We start from the raw sequence: 18,512 nt of genomic DNA, 5'->3' as shown, positions 1-18,512 counted from the left end.
GACTACTATGATAATTTAAACGAGTCAGGTAAAGTGGCCTGACTTAAACAAACTGGTCTCCGATGAACTCGGGGCGATTCAGGCTTATGTTTGCACCTAGAGTGCTTACCTCTTTTATAACTAATTGTTTAACAGTACCTAATTTAGGATTAGTATTAGTTACTACTTAAAACAATAATAAAATAAGTGCTAGAAATAGCCTTTAATAAAAGAGGTATTCATGGAAGATCTATTTATAAGTTTATTTGCAAATGTCGGCGTTATATTACTTTTAGTTTTGATATTAAGAGCAATTAAAAAAGTTGATTTAAATCTAATGTGGTCTTTGATTTCGTTAGGTATTTTAGTTTGCTACTTTTTTGCTTTGTTTAAAGGTGGAAAGGTTATTCCCTTGGATATGCTTTTTCCTGATTTGTCTTGGAATTGGTCTGGAAAGATAGCGGCAATAATCCTTTGGTTAGTTGTACTATTAGCTTTAATTAAATTTAAAACTAACTTTCGTATTGCGGATGCTGGTTTTACTTTTAGGCAAAATGAAAATTCTATAAAACCCGCTTTTACAGTTATGTGCTTGTTTATCATTTTACAGATAGTTGTATCACTTTTTTGGAGTGGTGAACCTAGTTACGATTTAGAAACCTTACTTTATCAGGCAACAATGCCAGGCTTTGATGAGGAGCCTATGTTTAGAGGGATTCTTTTATTTTGTATATCTTTGGCAATTATATCTGAACGCTACAGTTTAGGTGGTGCGTCAATTAACATTGCAGGGTTGCTCTTAGTGGTGTTATTTGGACTAGTTCATGGCGTTATGTTTAATGGTGGAGAGTGGCACGTTTCTTTCCCCGCTATTTTACTAACAGGTGGCTACGGTTTTATTTTGCTTTGGCTAAGAGAGCGTACAGGAAGCTTGGTGTTCCCTATTTTAGCCCATAATAGTGTTAACTTTGTTGGGCAGCTAATTTAATTAAAAGTTTAATTTAAAAGAGATAAAATTTTATTTAGGTTTTATCTCTTTACCAAGAGTTCTCAAAGAAGGCTCGTTTTGCAAGTGACATTAGAAAGTTCCATTCAAGCAGGCTGCTGTGTTTTCTTGATGTTTTTATTCAAAAAAAAAGTATTGTTACTTTTTAAACCAATTTAAATATGGCTATGGACCTAGTAATGGCCTCGATTGGTGAGAATACGCGCTATGGCTTGGGTAAAGAACGCCCTATGAATTTGAGCCTTTGGTTATCCCCTCTGTCATCGTTTAGTGTCAGTATGATTTTCAGCCTCACTCACGAGTTAAGCTATAACAAGTGAGCCTGTAAATGGTGTCTTTCCTTCATAACAAAACGAGCCGTTTTATATAAGATAAAAACGAAAGGGGTCAAATCTTGACTTCAGACATCAAAGGTCTAGATTTATAGTTTACTACTCATTGAGTGAATTACTATGTCTAGGCCTCTGCGAATAGAGTATGAAAATGCGTTTTATCACGTAATGAATCGTGGAAGAGGGCGTGAAAATACCTTTTTGAGTGATGACGACTTTAAATATTTTTTATATTGCATTGAGCAAGCAGGCCTTCGCTTTAATATTGAAGTGCATTCATATTGTTTAATGACCAATCATTACCACCTGCTAATCAAAACCCCTGATGCAAATTTAGGCCGAGCCATGAAGCATATTAATGGTCTTTATACTCAATACTTTAATAGAACACATAGCACAGATGGTGCGCTGTTTAGAGGGCGCTACAAAGCGGTGCTTGTGGATGCAGATAACTATTTATTGCATGTTAGTCGGTACATTCACCGTAACCCAATTGAAACGAACACACCGTTGGTAGAAGAGCTTGCTAAGTAAAAATGGTCTAGCTATTCAGCTTTTATTAAAAGAGGAGCGACACCTAAATGGCTCGTCCGAGACTTTATATTTTCGCTGCAAGGCAAAAAGCGTAAATATGCTGCTTATAAACAGTTTGTTGAATTTGAAAACAATAAAGAAATAAGCGCTTTTTATAGTGCTAAAATGTTATTGTCGGTATTGGGTTGTGAGGACTTTATTGAAAACATAAGAGACTATATTGCCAAGTCAGATAGCGAAAGAAAGCTTGTTAGTAAAAAGCACTCAGCAGATGATGTTATAGCTTACTTAGCTCAATACTTTAATGTTGAAGTTAATGAGATTATAGCGGTTAAAAAGGGGCGAAAAGAGAAAAATTTACCACGCTGGTTTGCTATTAAATTATGCCAAGATTTAACAGGATTAAATTTGCAGGCTTTAGCAGATGTTTTTAATGTTGAACACTATTCGGCGATATCGAAAGCTGTCGGTAGGTTGAATACATTAATAGTTGAAGATAAAAAGGTTAAATTACAATACGGAAAACTTCGAGATTGTTTGATGTCTGAAGTCAAGATTTGACCCTATTTGGTTCGATTGGTGGGTAAAATTACCAAAAGGTAGCCCTTTACTTAATATTCCTAAACACAGTGCAAATGCGCGTATTAAAAGAGAATTAAATGATTTAATCGATTTAAATGCGACCGTTGGTATAGCTGTTCAGTATGAGGGGGAACGCTTAGGTGAAACCATAGACCCTACGTATTACTTACCTTCGTATACACTAGTGAACCTGTTCGCAACTTACAACGTTAATGAAGATGTGATGGTACAACTGAACATTAATAACGTGCTGGATAAAGAATATTACTCAAATTCTTACTCTGCAATTTGGACTTAACCAGGTGAGCCAGTCAATTATAAACTGAGCTTAAAATATAACTTTTAACTTACCCTTGGGGCAGGCTTAAAGATGCTTGCCCCATCACTTTACTCAGGCTGTGCTTCTGTTCCAAGTAAAGTGTCAATATAGGCGAGTTCTTCGCTAAAAATACCACTAAAGAATGCAGATTGTTCAATTATTACAGCGTCATTAGGCTGGGCTTTGTAGCTTTGCTGGCACCTGGCACCTGGCAAGTTCGCGAGTTAACCACGGGCACTCATTACTTGCAGTGTTTATAGCTGCTTTTAAAAAAGAGGGCCATTTGATTTTTTGTAAATTAAAGCGATAGAGCATTACAGCGATACAGCCATAGGCTTGTTGTTCTTGTGATGGTGGGTTATCACTCGTTACTACGCCACTGTTTAACAGTTTACTGTTGATAAGTGCTTTTTGCAGTGCGACCTGTTGTGATTGACTTAAAAAGCTTGTTGTCATGATGCGTGAGTAGCCCTGGTTACAATAGAAAATAGCATTTTGTATTAAAGGCTAAGCAAGGCGTTTTATGACTCATGCAGCACCGAAAAAATGCAACAACAGTGATAACAAAATTGGCCTGACTCTTTACTGAATTATTAAAATACAATTGTAATTGATTGGATAGTTTTTAAGAATAAAGCTAAATGAAACTGTACTTCCCTAAAATGAATTTTATCCAAAACTGCGTTATTATCTAAATACTTTGGACAACTGCTGGGATCACCTTGAATTATTTAGCCCACCTTTATTTAGCAAAGCCTACGGCTGATTCTCATTTTGGCAACTTACTGGGAGATTTTGGTGGTCAACGGCAGCTAACGCATATACCTACAAGCGTTAAAAACGCGCTTGATAATCATTATTTAGTGGATAAATTTACTGACGCACACCCTTTAGTTAAAGAGGCAAAACAGCTTTTTTCAGTCAAGCGCAGGCGCTTTGCTGGCGTGGCTATAGATGTGGTGTTTGATCATTTTCTTATTGCGCATTGGCAGCAGTTTAATAATCAATCACTAATTGATTTTAAGCACACCAGTTTTGGGCTTTTGGATAAGCGTATACCTGTAATGCCTACACGAATGCAACGTGTAGTAACCAGTATGACGCAAAACGATTGGTTTAAAGAGTATGAAAGCGTTGATGGGGTGGGGCGGGCGCTTGATAATATTGCTAAACGTATTCGCTTTACTAATAATTTTGCAGGTACCGCTGAAGATATAATCCGCCATTATAGTGAGCTAGATGAGCTCTTTTTAGCGTTTTTCCCTGAGCTGATTAAGCACGTTAATGAGTTTAATTTGGAAAGCGCACCAAAGTAGAGTGCGCTTACAAAATAAGTGGTTTAGTCGTCTGGTCCTTTTAGGGTAAATACTAAATGTTTGCGCATATCTTTTAAAATCACGCCTTTTTTCAGCATTGCGCCGCTTAAGCGTTTTTGCCACTTTAATAAGTCTGGCTCTGCGGCTGCAAGCGCTTGTTGGTTTTCAAATTGAAAACACATCAGTAAAGAGCCTGGAAATAAATGATATTCCACATCAAACCAGCATTGCAACATACCAGGGAGTTCAGCACGGCCTTGTTCTTCTATTTTATCAGCAACGCTGAGGACGAGTGCTTGTTGTTTTACTTGCACAGCAGATAGTTTTTTCATGTGGGGATCCAATTTAGAGGCTAAGAAATACAGCCAAGATAAGCCATTATACCCAAGCTTGTTAATAGGCAACAGCATTAAACTTGGGGGAATTTCGATGTCTTAACGCTACAATAAATACAGTCGAAAACTAATCAACTATTTTATTCCGACCGCTATTTTTTGCTTCGTATAAATAGTCATCAACGTATTTTAAGCTGCTTTGTAGGCTAATAGTGCCATCGTGGGTAAGCAGTCCAATACTGACAGTAAAGCTAATGTTTTTATTACGATAGTAAACTTTATGTTCATTCACTGCGTTTTTAATACGCTCAGCGGCTTGCTTAGCTTCGGCTTTGTTTGTGTTAGGCATAATAATTAAAAACTCTTCACCGCCAAGGCGAAATACGGCGTCATTTTTTCTGGTGAGGCCATGTAAAATATTAGCGAGTTCTTTTAAACTCTTATCTCCAGCTTCGTGGCCGTAGTTATCATTTATGGCTTTAAAGTGATCTATATCGAGCATTAATAATGAAATATAGGTATTTTCATCTTGTGTTTTTAATAGCTCTTGAGTGCGCGCCTGTATTCGTTGCTCTAAACTGGTATTAAGGGCTATGAGTTTGTGTTCTATGTTTATTTCTTTGCTTACATCGTTTTGCACCGCAAAGTAATAAGCGATTTTTCCATCTCTATAAATCGGCGATATTGCCAACTCATTCCAATAGGGTTCCCCACTTTTGGTGTAGTTTAAAATTCGGGCGCTTATAGGTAGCCCTTTTTTGAGATGAGTTTTAAGTTTAGCTATCGTTTTTAAATCAGTGTTTTCACCTTGTAAAATAGAGCCGAGCTTTTTGCCTTCGACTTCAAAAAGGCTATACCCTGTCATTTTTTCGAATGATCCATTAACCCAAATAACATGCTTATTTTTATCGGCAATGACCATTCCTACCGTAGTTTCTTTGAGTGCAGTAACTAAAAAGTCTCGTTCAAGGGCTATTTTTTCACTTCCTGTTATATCCTGAAAAATGCCGTATAGCTTAGTAATTTCACCATTTTTATTTCTTGATACATTACCGCTTGATATCACCGTGCGTTCTTGTTGGTCGTTATCTACAACACGTAATTTTATACAACTCCATTCTTGCCCCGTTAAAAGCGCATTTTCGACAGCGCTGGCTATTTTGGGCTTATCATCTGCATGATAAAAGTTTATTGCAGTATCTAACTGTGGTGAATAGCGACTAGGGGAAACACCATGGATAGTGTAAATTTCATCGGTCTAAAATAATTGGTTGCTATTACAGTCGAGCTGCCAATAACCTACTTTTAAAACTTCGCCTGCGTTTTCTATGATGGTTTGTAATTCGTTATTGCTAATAACAGAGGACACTTGGGCAAAATGCTGGTTAAAAACTAAAACCATATATTGGTGTTGGTTTTGATCCACATTATGTAAGCAGCAATTTAGTTTAATAGAGTAATCGGTTGCAAATGTGAGCTCAATATCAAATTGGTCTAACTCATTATGTTGCGATTTTAGTGCGAGAATTTGTTGTTGTAATAGAGCTTTGCTTTCAGTAGTACAACAGCCATAAAGGCTTTCAATGGTGGGTACTTTTTTAGCTGCAACATTTAGCTCTGACCACCTTGGAGAAAGATAACTAAGCTGATTATTATTATCAAATACCATTAAAAGAAAATTACACTTTTCTAGCAGCGCAATATTTATGTCTTTAATATCCATAAGCTCCCTACATATGAAAAGTATTACAACAATAAGGTTGAGTATAGACACCTTCTTTTATTTTTTCCGTTTGAAGGCAGTGTAAATAGTGGTCAGAATTTTTACTAAAAACGTATTTCAGGTTTGTTTTTGTGACTTTCCTGATAAGGTATTGGTTGTATAACAATATTTTAACGTTATTTCGTTGCTGTTAACGAAAAGCGAATCATTGGAGATTTTCATGAGCATATTTCGATTGAGTGTTATTACCTCGATTTTTTTAGCCGCAAATTTTTGCGCCAGCAGTGCACAAGCCAATACTAAAGTGATTCATGCGGGAGAGCTATTAAGCGTCCCTGGCGAAAAATCACAGCAAAAACAAACTGTAGTAATAGAAAATGGCAAAATAGTGTCTGTATCTGCTGGTTTTTTACCGGCCTCTCGATTTGGTGATGATGCCCAATTAATCGATTTATCGACCCGCTTTGTTATGCCAGGGCTTATGGATATGCATGTGCATTTACAAGGTGAGCTTGGGCCAGATAATAAAAAAGAACTGGTGGAAATGTCTGATGCAGATGTAGCAATGCGCAGTGTGCATTTTGCTAACAAAACTCTTATGGCGGGCTTTACTACTGTGCGTGATGTGGGAAGTCAAAGCGAGCAAATGTATGCATTACGTAAAGGCGTAGAAAATGGCTGGGTTGATGGGCCGCGTATTATTGCTGGTGCTGGCGTTACTATTACTGGCGGACACTTAGATGTTGATGGTATGAGTCCTGATTTACTCACCATAAAAACGCCACCAACAGTGTGTGATGGCGCAGTTGAATGTCGTAAAAAAACACGTTATGCAATTAAGTATGGGGCGGATTTAATTAAAGTGGCCTCTACCGGTGGTGTACTTTCTGATACCACCACGGGGACAGGTCAACAAATGGAAGACGATGAGCTCAAAGCCATTGTAAAAACTGCACATGGGTTAGGACGAAAAGTAGCAAGCCATGCCCATGCTGCACAAGGTATTAATGCCGCACTTCGTGCAGGGGTTGATAGCATTGAACACGGCAGTTACACCGATGAAGAGGGCATTAAGCTCTTTAAAGAAACCGGCGCTTACCTTGTACCAACGTTATTAGCTGGCGATACTGTGGTTAATATGGCAAAAAATTCAGATTTTATGTCTGCACCTATTAAGGCTAAAGCAACGAGAGTGGGGGGCGATATGCTCAACAACTTTACTAAGGCTTACAAAGCCGGCGTTAAAATTGCTTTTGGTACTGACAGTGGCGTATCAAAGCACGGTATTAACGCAAAAGAAGCCGTATTGATGTATGAAGCCGGTATGAGTACCTCCGATATTTTAAAATCGGCAACCGTCAATGCTGCTGATTTAATTGATATGAGCCAGAGTTTAGGCACTATAGAGCTTGGTAAGTTTGCCGATATTATTGCCTTAGATTCCAGCCCACTTAGCGATATTAGCGCTTTAATGGATGTTGATTTTGTGATGAAAGAAGGCGTAATTTTCAAACAACAATAAACACTATATTTATTTTATTATGAATGACGTTATAACGCTGGTAGGTCGTACAACAAAATGTTTGTAGACGATTGACCAGCGTTATTTTGTTATACCGTTTTTAGGTAAAAAGGAAGTAGTTTATTTTGAAGAGCTTAGCGGTTTTATTTTTTAGTGTATGGCCTTTGTTAGCAAATAGTGCCTCGCAGCAACCAGTTGAATTTCCTGATGTTGAAAATAATGTAGCTTATGCAAAAGTGGCTTCATTGGGATTTAACTTAGCCGATGAAAAAATAGCCTACGGCAGTGATGAGTCACAGTACGCATTACTTTGGCGCGCAAAGCAAGCACTGGTGCAAACGCCGTTAGTTATTTTACTCCATGGTGGCTGTTGGCTTAGTGAGTACGATATTAAACACACGTATGCGTTAAGTACGGGGCTTGCACAAGCTGGCTTTAACGTGTGGTCATTAGAGTATCGAAGAAGTGGTGCAAGCGGTGGTGGCTGGCCTGCAACGTTTAATGATATAAAAGCCGGTATTTTAGCGGCAAGTACTTATAATAATGGCGAGTTTAAATTAGCTGACTCGGTTGCTGTAGGGCACTCTGCTGGTGGGCATTTAGCACTGCTTGCAGGTGGTGAAATAAGCCAGCTTAAAGGTGTTATTGGCTTAGCCCCTATCACAGATATAAAAGCATATTCACGTGGTGATAATAGCTGTCAAAAAGTGACAAAAGATTTTATGCAAGGTATGCCAACTGATAAACCTAAGGCTTACACGCAAGCTAACCCGAGTGAGCAGTCACTTCATCCCCAAAGCATTATTTTACAAGGCGACAAAGATGCCATTGTCCCCGCTTTTAATTTAACGCAGCTTAAACGCCCGGTGGTGATGCTCGAAGGCGTGGGGCATTTTGATTGGATCCACCCAGGATCTGAGGCATTTAGTACACTAATAAAAAATTTAAATGAGATATAAAAATGAATTTTAATGAGATTGTAGCGCTTGATAAAGCCGACCCGCTGGCTAATAAACGCGATGAATTTGATTTACCCGCAGACACTATTTATCTCGATGGTAATTCACTGGGTGCTTTACCTAAAGCCGTTAAGTCACGCGTAGCAGAGGTGGTAAATCAACAATGGGGTAGTCACTTAATTAGAAGTTGGAACGATCACCAATGGATTGATTTACCCACTCAGGTAGGAGATAAAATAGCGCCGATTATTGGTGCTGCAAAAGGCCAAGTGATTTGTTGTGACTCTATTTCAGTTAACTTATTTAAACTGTTAAGTAGTGCGTTATCGTTAAGCCCTGGCCGAAATGTGGTGTTATCCACCGAGGATAACTTTCCAACCGACTTATATATGGTACAAGGGTTAAGTGACTTATTAGGCCCTGACCTATGTCAGCTTAAATTAGTGGCAGAGCAAAGTATTGAGCAAAACCTTAGCGATTCAGTGGCGGTGTTGCTATTAACGCAGGTCAACTTTAGAACCGGTCAGTTGCTGGATATGCAAAAGCTCACCCAGTTAGCCCACGAGAAAGGCATTTTTGTGATATGGGATCTAGCCCATAGTGCGGGAGCTTTACAAGTTGAACTTGATAACTGTAATGCTGATTTTGCCGTTGGCTGTGGCTATAAATACTTAAACGGTGGCCCAGGCTCACCTGCATTTTTATATGTGGCTAAACGCCACCAAGCTGCTGTAAAGCAACCCTTATCAGGTTGGATGGGTCATGCCAAACCATTTGCTTTTAATGCTGAATATCAGGGCGCTGATACTATAAATCAGTATTTATGCGGTACACCCAGTGTGATTGCGATGAGTGCTTTAGATGCTGCGCTTGATGTATGGCAAGACATAGACATTTCTCAAGTAAGAGAAAAGTCGATTGCACTTGCCGACGTATTTATTAAATTAGTACAAACACATTCATGCTTAAGTGATTTGCGCTTATGTTCCACAGAAAATTCGAGCCAAAGAGGTAGCCAATTGGCGTTTTCACATACCGACGCGTTTGCTATATGCCAAGCGTTAATTGAAAAAGGGGTAATTGCAGATTTTCGTGCACCTAATATTTTACGCTTTGGTTTTACGCCACTTTATACTTCGTTTGAAGAGATTTGGCAGGCAGTGGCTATTTTAGCTGAGGTAGTTAAAAGCCAGCTATATACCCAGCCACGTTTTAATTTAGCGGGTAAAGTGACGTAACTTTATGATGAGCCATTATTATAATGGCTCATAGCGTTTCTCAAGTTAAAAGGCATAGCGTTAGCAGAATCACTAGCAGCGCCTTTAGGTTATTATTGCTCTTTTTCTAGATGAAAGTAATTAAGTTGTACTCTCATCTCGGTAGCTTGTTCTGCCATTTGACGTGCCGCCGCCATTGTTTCTTCTGTAATCGCTGAGTTAGCCTGAGTTAGCCCCGTTAACCGTTGTACAACAAGATTAACCTCTTTAATTGCTTGCTCTTGTGCGGAGGTTGAGTGCGCTATATGTATTATATTTTTATTAACATCGCTAACAGCTTGCATTATGTGTTTTAGTTTTTTCCCTGAGGTGTCTGCTAATTCCGTCCCAAGCGCTATTTTTTGATTACTATTTACAATAATACTTTTTATTTGCTTTGCCGATTTAGCACTACGCCCCGCTAAATCACCTACTTCATTAGCAACTACGGCAAAGCCTCTTCCATGATCGCCAGCTCTAGCAGCTTCCACGGCGGCATTAAGTGATAGCAAGTTTGTTTGAAAAGCGAGGTTGTCAATAACCGTAAGTATTTCGTTAATGTCTTTACTGGCTTCATTCACGTCATCAATCGCGCTAACGGTTTGTATTGATAGGCGATTTCCTTCATCAGCAATTTGCTCTGCATTACTAGCCAATGCCACGGCACTTTTTGATTGTTCAGATACTTTAGTTAGCTCATCTAGCATTTGCTCAGTACTTGAGCTTGCTTCTTCAAGGTTGGCTGCTTGCTCTTCTGTGCGTTTGCTTATTTCAGTATTACTTGAAGCTATTTCACCGGCATTTTGCATAACTTGACTAGCCGACACTTGAATTTCTTGAATGACATTAGTTAATTTCTCGATAGTCGCGTTGGTGTCGCTTTTAAGGGTATCGAATACGCCTTGATATTGTCCCTCTATATTTTTGGTAAGGTCACCTTTAGCTAAGTTTGACAAAACGCTACTGACTTCATTTATTGCCAATGAAACTAATGAGGTAGACTCATTAACATTATTTTTTAAATCTTCCAACTGGCCTTGTAATGGCTGTTTTAATTGATGAGAAAAATCGCCGTTGGCCATCGCAGCCATTACTTGGTTGAGGTCGTTTATGACACGTTCGAGGTTAGTTACCGAATGGTTTATATCTGTTTTTAAACTATTTAGTTGGCCTGTCATAGCCGATGAAATAGTATGATCAAAACGCCCCTGACTAATTGCTAGCATGACTGATGAAATCTCAGTTAAAGCAGTATCAATAGCAGTGATTGATGTATTGATGTTACTTTTTAACTGCTCAAGTTGACCGCTGGCTTCACCTTTTATCATTTTTTTAAAGTCACCTTGACTAACAAAGGTCATGACTTGACCTATTTCATTCATTACATTATTTAAATTAGCCATACTGGAATTAATATCTTGTTTTAAAATATCAAGCTGGCCAGCTAAGGGGGCCTCTAATTGCGCAGAAAACTGGCCTTGTCGTAATGCACTCATAACGTCACTAATCCCATCTATGGCAATACTTAAACTACTAACTGAGTTATTGACGCTGTCTTTTAGTTGCGCAAGTTTTCCTTTCGCTGGATAGGTGATTTGTTCTTTAAAATTACCTTGTTCTACGTTAGCCATAATATCGACGATACTATTCATTGTGTTATTTATTGAAGAGAGCGATTCGTTAATATTACTTTTTAAGGTGCCTAACTCGCCTGACATTGAGGCATTAATTTGAATATCAAATTGACCATCAGCCATAGCAATCGCAATGGTATTTAATTCGTTTATTGCCCCGTTTAGTGAACTTGCGCAATCGTTGGTTGCTTGTTTTAACGTATCTAACTCTCCTCGACATGGGGCTTCAATACGTTGATCAAATTTATCCGCAGCCATTTGGTTCATAACGCGATTTGTTTCACTAATAGATAACTGTAGAGCATCAAGAAGAGTGTTAAATGCTTGAGTGCTAACGCCTATTTCATCGCTTGAATAGACAGTTGCTCGTAATGAAAAGTCACCTTGCTGTTCAACTTTTTTCATCGTATCAGCCAATGCATGTATTGGCTTTGTGAGTGTTCGCGCAAACCAATATGCGGCAATAGTAACAATAAAAATAGTGACAAAAAGTATCACAATGAGTTGTTGGGAAAGTGTTGTTATTGACTCAAAAGCTTCTTGTTCGTCCATTTCTGCTATTAATGCCCAGCGAACATTAAATACATTTACAGGTGCAAATGCAGATAGCACCATTTCATTGTTATAATCATTTATAACATGTTGTCCTTTTTCATTTCTCAGTGCTTTGATTACAGATAAGGTATTTACTGTGCCTTTATTTGGGTTTCTAAATGAGCTTTCTACAGAATGATTTTTCGGGTCAATATAAGAGTCAGAGCGCATTAACCCCTCAGGACCTACAAGGTAGGTTTCTCCGCTTTCGCCCAATCCGCCACGTTCTTTCATGATTGAATTGACATCTTCAATCGATAATTGGGCGGCTAAAATAGCAATTGTTTTACCATCAACAACAATAGGCTTACCTATAAAGCTCGCAGGGGCGTTATATGAAGGGGAGTACTGTTTATAATCTGCAAATGCAATTGCTTGTGGGTCGTTGCTGTCTTTTAATTGTTGAAACAAGCTCGCTAAATTACTATCAGTGTAGGGGCCTGTTTGCAGCGATGTTGCAAAGTCGACTTCTTTATAAACAGAGTAAACAATATTGCCATTTGCTGGGTCGATAATGAAAATATCGTAGAACTTATTTATATTAGTCATATCGCGTAGATAAGGATGATATTGGCGGTGCGCTTGCTCGTAACTGTCTGATTGCTCTGTGGTGGTTAGTTTTTGTTTTTCACCAATTAGATTTGAGTTATTAGCTAGATAACGAGATTGCAGCTCAATACTTTTTGGATTCATTTGCTCTAATAGAGATGAAGAGACTGTTTTGTTGGGTTTAGCTGTTTAAATTTTGGGGTAAAAGACTCTTTATAAAAGCGACTTAGCGACGCTGATGAATCTGAAGGGGAGATATCATTAAATCCTGCTATAAACTTTGTCGCAATAGTGGCCATTTCTGGATTTGCTTGCAGCGCATTTAGTTTATTTTCAATATTGTTAAAGTAGCGCTTAACAGCGCTTTGTTTTACTTCACTCACCGCATCTAAACGGGAATAAACCTGTTCAGTCATCGAGTTTGACGCTGTATTGATAGTGACCGTGATAATTATTGCTATTGGCACTAGAGCAACAATTAAAAAGGCGGAAATAAGTTTTTTTGTTAAATTTAAAGAATTAAAAAAGTGATTAATTGTGAGCATTACTATGTCCCTGTAATAAGGTTTGTACCTCAAATGAGCATAGAACACAATTTGTGAAGATCTAGTTAATAATTAAAGTAATGAGTTTTTATTATAAAATAGCCGAGATTGATACAGAGCGCTTTTAATTTTAATGTAATTTCAGCATGCTTTTTTAGCGGTTTAAAGCAAAAAAACGTAGAAGCATTTAAGTGCTCCTACGTTTATTAATTAATAGTCGTTCTAACGTTGAAGTTGAAAAAGCAAACGATGTTAGAGTGCGACTAAACTGCGCTCTAACATAGTTTGAATTTGCTTTACTATTTTAGCTTCAGTTTCGGGTTCAAACTGAGCAATTCGTGGGGTGTGAATATGCCCTGTCGGAATATCTGAATTTAGCTGATTTCGCAGGCGAATACTGCGATACGAAATTTCGTTAGACAAATAACCACCGCCACCGCCTCGCACTGCAATAGCGTCTTTTAATTCATCGAAACTATTAGGCTCAAAGTCTTTTTTTAGGGTAATAACATGATGGTTATCATTAATAGGAAAAGGGCCTTTTGCGCTTAACATAGCGCTAACGGGTAAGCTAAATTCTACAAACTCAGTACCTGGTAATGGGCGGTCGTTCAAGCTTGGAATGAGCGGCGCTGTTTTACTGCCTCCATACACTACATTGGCGTTGTCGGGCGCTGTTACACTGCGGCGCTTGCCTGGAAAGCGCTCAAGGTCAAAGTCTTTACTACCCATGCTAACGGTAACCACCATATCAACATTATTAAGTGCGTAATAAGGGGCAAGTAAGGATTCTATAATGCCGTGATCAAAGTCTTCATAACGCACAGGCACCATCACTGTGTTTATTTCAGCACTAATCCCTTTATAGTTTATGACTTGGCCATCAAGAAGCAGTGCTGCAACACCCGATGGGTTGCTTTGGTTTATATTTCTATCAAGTAAAAACGGGTCAAATCCAGTTAATAATATTTTTTTAGAGGTGTTTTGTGAGTAGCTAAGATCGGTGCGACCCCGGCTGCCATTCTCTAGAAGTGTTAATAACACTGTTTGCTGCGCCGCGCTCAGCGAAAATGCAGGCTTTGTGGTGCGAATAATTTTGCTTGATTGTAAGCGAGCCCAGTAAAGTGCGCGATCATCTAAGTTTTGCGTTGTAGCGATGCGTTTTTTTGCACTAAACCATAATCGTTTTGAGTAGTCATTAACGGCATCTACGGCTTGTGCATAGCTTGAGAGTGACTTGAATTGCTGCTCAAATTGATTAACTTCGCTGGCAAAAGCGCTTAGTACGGCTGGCATCGCTTGGCTGGCTTTTTCAATTCGCAATTCTTCTGGGGTTAGCGGTGTGTTTAAGTTGGCTAACGCATTAGAAGAAGAAAATATTAAACTTGTGGCAATCAGTGTTTTTATCATGATGTTCCTAAACTGAGTCGTATTTGTTGTCTACTATCCTATGCCTAATATGTGGGTGCAAATAAAATCGTTGGTTGGTTTTATGTTGAAAGCAGTATAAAACAGGCGCTAAATCAAAAACTACGGGTATTTTATTAAAAAGAGTCGAAACTCTGTGATGGGTTTAGCTACAATGGGGCTGTGTATTTTTAGTTTTTTACTTTTAGGCAGCTATGCAACTTATTCAAATAGATAAAGCACGTTATCGTAAACATTTAAATCGCGTTATTGTCGGCTGTGCAGCAGGTTTAGCTGTGGGCAGTTTAGCAATTTCACAAACCTTAATTGCATTATTTCCCGATGAAAGTGGCAGTCATTTTCATTGGAACTTATTAGGCGTAATTGTTACGAGTATTGGCATAGGCTGGTTGTTAAATAAATACCGAACACATCCTTTTATGAGTGAGGTGGTGTATGTGTGGGAGCTTAAAAAAGCGCTTAATAAAATCACTCGTAAAATGGCTAAGCTAAAAGCGGCGGGACGAGAAGGTAATCCTGATGCGCTATTAGCCATTCACTATAGTTATGCAGGTTCACGCTTGTTATGGCAGCTTGACGATAACACCATCACCATGGATGATTTAGCGATTAAACAAGCCGAGTTAGATAGCGTTGCGGCTAAATATAATTTAACTCTTAATGCCGATGACTACGATGACGCAATTTTAAAGCAGTTTTAATTTATAGGAATCACAATGAGCCTAATTCTCTATGGTGTCCCGCTTTCTCCCTATGTACGTAAAGTGCGTGTATGCTTAGCGCATAAACAACTAGACTATAAACTCGAAATAGTCTCGCCGTTTAATCAACCTGATTGGTTTTTAGAACTGAACCCTCTAGGGCGAATTCCGGCGCTAAAAGACGACGAGTTAAGTTTGGCGGATTCTAGCGTTATCTGCCAATATCTTGATGAAAAATACCCTAATTCAGCGTCTTTACTCGGTGATACTATAGAGCAACGTGCAGCCGTTCGCTGGTTAGAAAAATACGCAGATTACGAGCTGGCTCCTTCTGCAACATTTACGGTGTTTCAGCAACGTATTATTGCCCCCACAATGCAAAAGCCAACCGATGAAGCCTTAGTGCAAAGTGCATTAAATGAAAAACTACCGCCTTTATTTGATTATTTAGAAGATTATTTAGGGGATAACGAGTTTTTTGTTGGCGAGAGCTTAACCCTTGCCGACATTGCTGTGAGCTGCCAGTTAATGAATATGGATCATGGTGGTGAGCAACTTGATGAGTCGCGCTGGCCTAATCTTGCAGCATTGCATAGCCGTGTAAAACAGGGCACTGCCATGCACACAATGCTTGAAGGCGAGCAAAAAATATTAGCCTCGCTTAAGTAGCTTTTTAATGTTGGTGACTGGAATGTCGCTTATTTTACAAAATCTTAAACAATAAAGGAGCTATCATTGAAAAAAGTCCTGATAGTGTGTTTGGGTAATATTTGTCGTTCACCTACCGCAGAGGCGGTATTAAAAGCGCGTGCTAAAAAGTTAGGCATTGATCTGCTAGTGGACTCGGCTGGGACTATTGGGCACCACGAAGGTAATCCGCCAGATAGACGCTCTATGCAGGCTGGTGAAAAACGCGGTTATAGTTTTAAAGGTATTTTTTCGCGCAAGGTGCGCAGTAGTGATTTTAGCGAGTTTGATTTAATTTTAGCAGCCGATAAACAAAACCTGACGGATCTAACCGCACGCTGCCCTGAGCATTTGCAGTATAAGCTTGCGTTATTTTTAGAGTATGGCGAGCAAGCACAAAGCGCAATTCCCGATCCTTACTATGGCGGTGATGATGGCTTTGAAAAGGTACTTGATTTAATAGAGGCCGCCAGCGATAACATTTTAGCTAAGTTAAAGTAGAATAAACTAAAAAGGCGCTTAAAGCGCCTTTGGTATGTTATTAACGGTTTACTTTAAAGTCGAGCTGTACTTTGGAAGTTGCTGCAACGGCTTTTCCATGTTCAAACTTAGGTGCATAACGCCATTGCGCTAATGCTTCTACTGCCGATTTTTCAAAGGCCACGCCACCTTCAGAACTAAGTACTTGCGGATTTTTTACAAAGCCAGACTCATCTACTTCAAACTCCATAACGACTTTTCCATCTTTACGAAAGCGCGCTTTGTTTGTAGGGTATTTAGGGTTAACGCGGTATAGCGGCGTTTGCTCTTGGCTTTCTTTCCACGGCACCATTTTAGCAATCGCGATGCAGTGTTTGGTGGCTTCATCACTTTTGCCTTGTTTTTCATACAAGCCAATCAATCTTGAGTGTGCGGTAAGCTCGGCGTTGTGATCGTAACTTAAGCTTTCATCAAACACATTTACTACACGGTTAAGTCGTTCTATTGCTTGATCGTATCTTTTTCGACCTTCTGCAAACGATGCAATTAAAAAATCAGCTTTTATTTGTTCAACTGAGTTTTTAGGTAAGTTAGCCAGATAATACTCATCGGCTTCTTCTAGGTAGTTTTTAGCTTCTCGGTATTTTTCATAGCTGAATTTATTAGCTAGTATGGTTGCCGCTTCTAGTTTCATATCAGCCACAAACTTAGGGTTGTTTTGTGTGTTTGCGATTGCTATCACTTGCTCTAAATAATAATCCGCTTTTTGAGCAGAAGGGGCAAAACTAGCCATACCGACTAAAGCATCAATGGTTTCAGGCGATTGCTTACCATGGTTATTAACTAAAATAGTATAGGCTTGTTGATAGAGCGAAAAACGCTTTTCAATCCACTGTTTACCGTATCGATTAATTGATTTTGCATAGTTAATCGCTAAGTTTGCGGTGTTATCAGCATTTTCACCGTAAACAGTTTTACCTAATGTGTAAGCCTGCTCCGCGGCTTGTTGCACATTTTCTTTGGTTTTAATTGCATTTAAGTAATTTTGATACGCGTCGTTGAAAACGGCTTGAGCGTTATTTGTTTGTTCGGCAAATGACGTGGTGCTCAATACAGATAAACCTAAGCCCATCAGTAATGCAAGTTTGTTTAATTTCATAATGATCCCTATTATTTGTCGATAACAAATTAGCAAATCCTTGTGTATATGTCATCACTTTAGGTAAATCAAGGTAAACGCTCGCTAGTAATATATTTGCGGTTTAAGATTGAAAATAGTCGCTACCGTCGCCATATATTTGCCATAAACAGTCTTGTACTACGGTGTATTTAACCTATTTTGTGATATTATCACTTTATCGTGTCGTAGTTTTTTAATATTTGGATTGGTCGTGGCGCAAGTAAGAGCAAGAGTCCAGCTTAATGTTGGCAAAAATAGTGATATTCCTGCAGAAATTATTTCCTTTAGTGGCTTAAAAGATGGCCAAGAGCATGTTGCGTTAGTGTTTAAAAACGCCGATACCGAGCAAGATGTTCCGCTTATTCGTATGCACTCTGAATGCTTAACCGGTGATGTGTTTCACTCGTCACGTTGTGATTGCGGTGAGCAGTTAAATGAGTGTATTGAAATGATGCACGAACAAGGCGGTATTTTACTTTATTTACGCCAAGAAGGGCGTGGTATTGGTTTATACAATAAAATTGATGCGTATGTACTGCAGTCACAAGGTATGAACACTTACGAGGCCAACAATCATTTGGGCTTTGCTGATGACTTACGTGACTTTTCAGATGCAGTGTTAATGCTCAATGCGCTTAATTTAAAGCACGTTAAATTAATGACTAATAACCCTAAAAAGCTCAATGCATTAAAAGATGCAGGTATAGAAGTTGATTCTGTTGTGGGTACTCATGCTCACATTAAAGCTGGGCTTTCAGGTAATAAAGCGTATTTAGAGACAAAGATTAAGCATGGCTCTCACATGCTAGATATTAAGAAAATTAAAAAACCTTAGGGTCTGTTGACCTTTC

The 18,512-nt window shown here is 38.8% G+C and carries 18 protein-coding genes and 1 pseudogene; 12 read left to right on the top strand and 7 right to left on the bottom strand.

Features of this window, described 5'->3' with window-relative positions; genetic code table 11:
* Window positions 1-220: 220 nt before the first annotated feature.
* The 4 genes from CWC14_RS04215 (at window position 221) to CWC14_RS04205 (ending at window position 2,731) form a co-directional block, all read left to right on the top strand.
* On the top strand, window positions 221-967 hold the full coding sequence (locus CWC14_RS04215; RefSeq protein WP_138561470.1) for a CPBP family glutamic-type intramembrane protease: 747 nt from the start codon (window positions 221-223) through the stop codon (window positions 965-967).
* A 470-nt stretch (window positions 968-1,437) separates the two neighbouring features.
* Window positions 1,438-1,851, top strand: coding sequence for a transposase (locus CWC14_RS19655; RefSeq protein ID WP_249928690.1), 414 nt, complete (start codon window positions 1,438-1,440; stop codon window positions 1,849-1,851).
* Between the two features lie 165 nt (window positions 1,852-2,016).
* Window positions 2,017-2,412 (top strand): chromosomal replication initiator protein DnaA, encoded by a 396-nt coding sequence (locus CWC14_RS19650; protein ID WP_249928689.1) that lies wholly within the window; start codon window positions 2,017-2,019, stop codon window positions 2,410-2,412.
* Complete coding sequence (locus CWC14_RS04205) at window positions 2,396-2,731, top strand: TonB-dependent receptor domain-containing protein (RefSeq protein WP_138561472.1); 336 nt, start codon at window positions 2,396-2,398, stop codon at window positions 2,729-2,731. Before CWC14_RS19650 ends, CWC14_RS04205 begins: the two co-directional genes overlap by 17 nt.
* Window positions 2,732-2,923: 192 nt before the next feature.
* Here the strand turns inward: CWC14_RS04205 and CWC14_RS04200 are convergent, their stop codons facing one another.
* A complete protein-coding gene (locus CWC14_RS04200; protein ID WP_249928688.1) occupies window positions 2,924-3,208 on the bottom strand; it encodes a hypothetical protein in 285 nt (94 codons plus the stop codon).
* A gap of 266 nt (window positions 3,209-3,474) precedes the next feature.
* Between CWC14_RS04200 and CWC14_RS04195 the strand changes: the two genes are divergently transcribed.
* The gene (locus CWC14_RS04195) at window positions 3,475-4,068 is read left to right on the top strand and encodes an acyl carrier protein phosphodiesterase (protein ID WP_138561468.1); all 594 of its coding nucleotides are present in this window, start codon (window positions 3,475-3,477) and stop codon (window positions 4,066-4,068) included.
* A 23-nt stretch (window positions 4,069-4,091) separates the two neighbouring features.
* Here CWC14_RS04195 and CWC14_RS04190 read toward each other — a convergent pair whose 3' ends face one another.
* From CWC14_RS04190 to CWC14_RS19645, 3 genes are all read right to left on the bottom strand, one after another.
* Window positions 4,092-4,400, bottom strand: a complete 309-nt coding sequence (locus CWC14_RS04190) for a hypothetical protein (RefSeq protein WP_138561466.1) — start codon at window positions 4,398-4,400, stop codon at window positions 4,092-4,094.
* A 130-nt stretch (window positions 4,401-4,530) separates the two neighbouring features.
* The gene (locus CWC14_RS04185; RefSeq protein ID WP_349654503.1) at window positions 4,531-5,652 is read right to left on the bottom strand and encodes a GGDEF domain-containing protein; all 1,122 of its coding nucleotides are present in this window, start codon (window positions 5,650-5,652) and stop codon (window positions 4,531-4,533) included.
* Between the two features lie 9 nt (window positions 5,653-5,661).
* A complete protein-coding gene (locus CWC14_RS19645; RefSeq protein WP_249928687.1) occupies window positions 5,662-6,126 on the bottom strand; it encodes a hypothetical protein in 465 nt (154 codons plus the stop codon).
* Between the two features lie 220 nt (window positions 6,127-6,346).
* Between CWC14_RS19645 and CWC14_RS04180 the strand changes: the two genes are divergently transcribed.
* From CWC14_RS04180 to kynU, 3 genes are all read left to right on the top strand, one after another.
* The gene (locus tag CWC14_RS04180) at window positions 6,347-7,648 is read left to right on the top strand and encodes a metal-dependent hydrolase family protein (protein ID WP_138561464.1); all 1,302 of its coding nucleotides are present in this window, start codon (window positions 6,347-6,349) and stop codon (window positions 7,646-7,648) included.
* 125 nt (window positions 7,649-7,773) lie between these two features.
* Window positions 7,774-8,607 (top strand): alpha/beta hydrolase, encoded by an 834-nt coding sequence (locus CWC14_RS04175; protein WP_138561462.1) that lies wholly within the window; start codon window positions 7,774-7,776, stop codon window positions 8,605-8,607.
* Between the two features lie 2 nt (window positions 8,608-8,609).
* Window positions 8,610-9,845, top strand: a complete 1,236-nt coding sequence (kynU, locus tag CWC14_RS04170; RefSeq protein ID WP_138561460.1) for a kynureninase — start codon at window positions 8,610-8,612, stop codon at window positions 9,843-9,845.
* A 92-nt stretch (window positions 9,846-9,937) separates the two neighbouring features.
* On the opposite strand, the pseudogene CWC14_RS04165 reads toward kynU, so the two are convergent.
* Window positions 9,938-13,185, bottom strand: a pseudogene (locus tag CWC14_RS04165) (methyl-accepting chemotaxis protein).
* 252 nt (window positions 13,186-13,437) lie between these two features.
* Window positions 13,438-14,595, bottom strand: coding sequence for a PA0049 C-terminal domain-containing protein (locus CWC14_RS04160; protein ID WP_008465949.1), 1,158 nt, complete (start codon window positions 14,593-14,595; stop codon window positions 13,438-13,440).
* Between the two features lie 212 nt (window positions 14,596-14,807).
* On the opposite strand from CWC14_RS04160, the gene CWC14_RS04155 reads away from it, so the two are divergent.
* The 3 genes from CWC14_RS04155 (at window position 14,808) to CWC14_RS04145 (ending at window position 16,502) form a co-directional block, all read left to right on the top strand.
* Window positions 14,808-15,314, top strand: coding sequence for a DUF3087 domain-containing protein (locus CWC14_RS04155; protein ID WP_008465950.1), 507 nt, complete (start codon window positions 14,808-14,810; stop codon window positions 15,312-15,314).
* A gap of 15 nt (window positions 15,315-15,329) precedes the next feature.
* Entirely contained in the window at window positions 15,330-15,983 is a 654-nt protein-coding gene (locus CWC14_RS04150) for a glutathione S-transferase family protein (RefSeq protein ID WP_138561458.1), read from the top strand.
* 66 nt (window positions 15,984-16,049) lie between these two features.
* A complete protein-coding gene (locus CWC14_RS04145) occupies window positions 16,050-16,502 on the top strand; it encodes a low molecular weight protein-tyrosine-phosphatase (RefSeq protein ID WP_138561456.1) in 453 nt (150 codons plus the stop codon).
* Between the two features lie 40 nt (window positions 16,503-16,542).
* On the opposite strand, the gene CWC14_RS04140 is transcribed toward CWC14_RS04145, so the two are convergent.
* Window positions 16,543-17,640, bottom strand: coding sequence for a TonB family protein (locus CWC14_RS04140; RefSeq protein WP_008465953.1), 1,098 nt, complete (start codon window positions 17,638-17,640; stop codon window positions 16,543-16,545).
* Window positions 17,641-17,872: 232 nt separating this feature from the next.
* Between CWC14_RS04140 and CWC14_RS04135 the strand changes: the two genes are divergently transcribed.
* Window positions 17,873-18,496: a GTP cyclohydrolase II gene (locus tag CWC14_RS04135; RefSeq protein ID WP_008465954.1), complete on the top strand. Its 624-nt coding sequence runs from the start codon at window positions 17,873-17,875 to the stop codon at window positions 18,494-18,496.
* Window positions 18,497-18,512 lie beyond the last annotated feature (16 nt).

The organism is Pseudoalteromonas sp. S3260 (assembly GCF_005886925.1).
GTDB lineage: Bacteria > Pseudomonadota > Gammaproteobacteria > Enterobacterales > Alteromonadaceae > Pseudoalteromonas > Pseudoalteromonas tetraodonis.
Note: the sequence above shows the minus strand (reverse complement) of the source record. Positions and strands in the feature narration are given on the sequence as shown.

Excerpts from the sequence above, each read along its gene's own strand:
- CWC14_RS04160 (WP_008465949.1), bottom strand. The coding sequence starts at position 14,595 with ATGATAAAAACACTGATTGCCACAAGTTTAATATTTTCTTCTTCTAAT.
- CWC14_RS19650 (WP_249928689.1), top strand. The coding sequence starts at position 2,017 with ATGTTATTGTCGGTATTGGGTTGTGAGGACTTTATTGAAAACATAAGA.
- CWC14_RS04150 (WP_138561458.1), top strand. The coding sequence starts at position 15,330 with ATGAGCCTAATTCTCTATGGTGTCCCGCTTTCTCCCTATGTACGTAAA.
- CWC14_RS04155 (WP_008465950.1), top strand. The coding sequence starts at position 14,808 with ATGCAACTTATTCAAATAGATAAAGCACGTTATCGTAAACATTTAAAT.
- CWC14_RS19645 (WP_249928687.1), bottom strand. The coding sequence starts at position 6,126 with ATGGATATTAAAGACATAAATATTGCGCTGCTAGAAAAGTGTAATTTT.
- CWC14_RS04200 (WP_249928688.1), bottom strand. The coding sequence starts at position 3,208 with ATGACAACAAGCTTTTTAAGTCAATCACAACAGGTCGCACTGCAAAAA.
- kynU (WP_138561460.1), top strand. The coding sequence starts at position 8,610 with ATGAATTTTAATGAGATTGTAGCGCTTGATAAAGCCGACCCGCTGGCT.
- CWC14_RS04215 (WP_138561470.1), top strand. The coding sequence starts at position 221 with ATGGAAGATCTATTTATAAGTTTATTTGCAAATGTCGGCGTTATATTA.
- CWC14_RS04140 (WP_008465953.1), bottom strand. The coding sequence starts at position 17,640 with ATGAAATTAAACAAACTTGCATTACTGATGGGCTTAGGTTTATCTGTA.
- CWC14_RS19655 (WP_249928690.1), top strand. The coding sequence starts at position 1,438 with ATGTCTAGGCCTCTGCGAATAGAGTATGAAAATGCGTTTTATCACGTA.
- CWC14_RS04190 (WP_138561466.1), bottom strand. The coding sequence starts at position 4,400 with ATGAAAAAACTATCTGCTGTGCAAGTAAAACAACAAGCACTCGTCCTC.
- CWC14_RS04180 (WP_138561464.1), top strand. The coding sequence starts at position 6,347 with ATGAGCATATTTCGATTGAGTGTTATTACCTCGATTTTTTTAGCCGCA.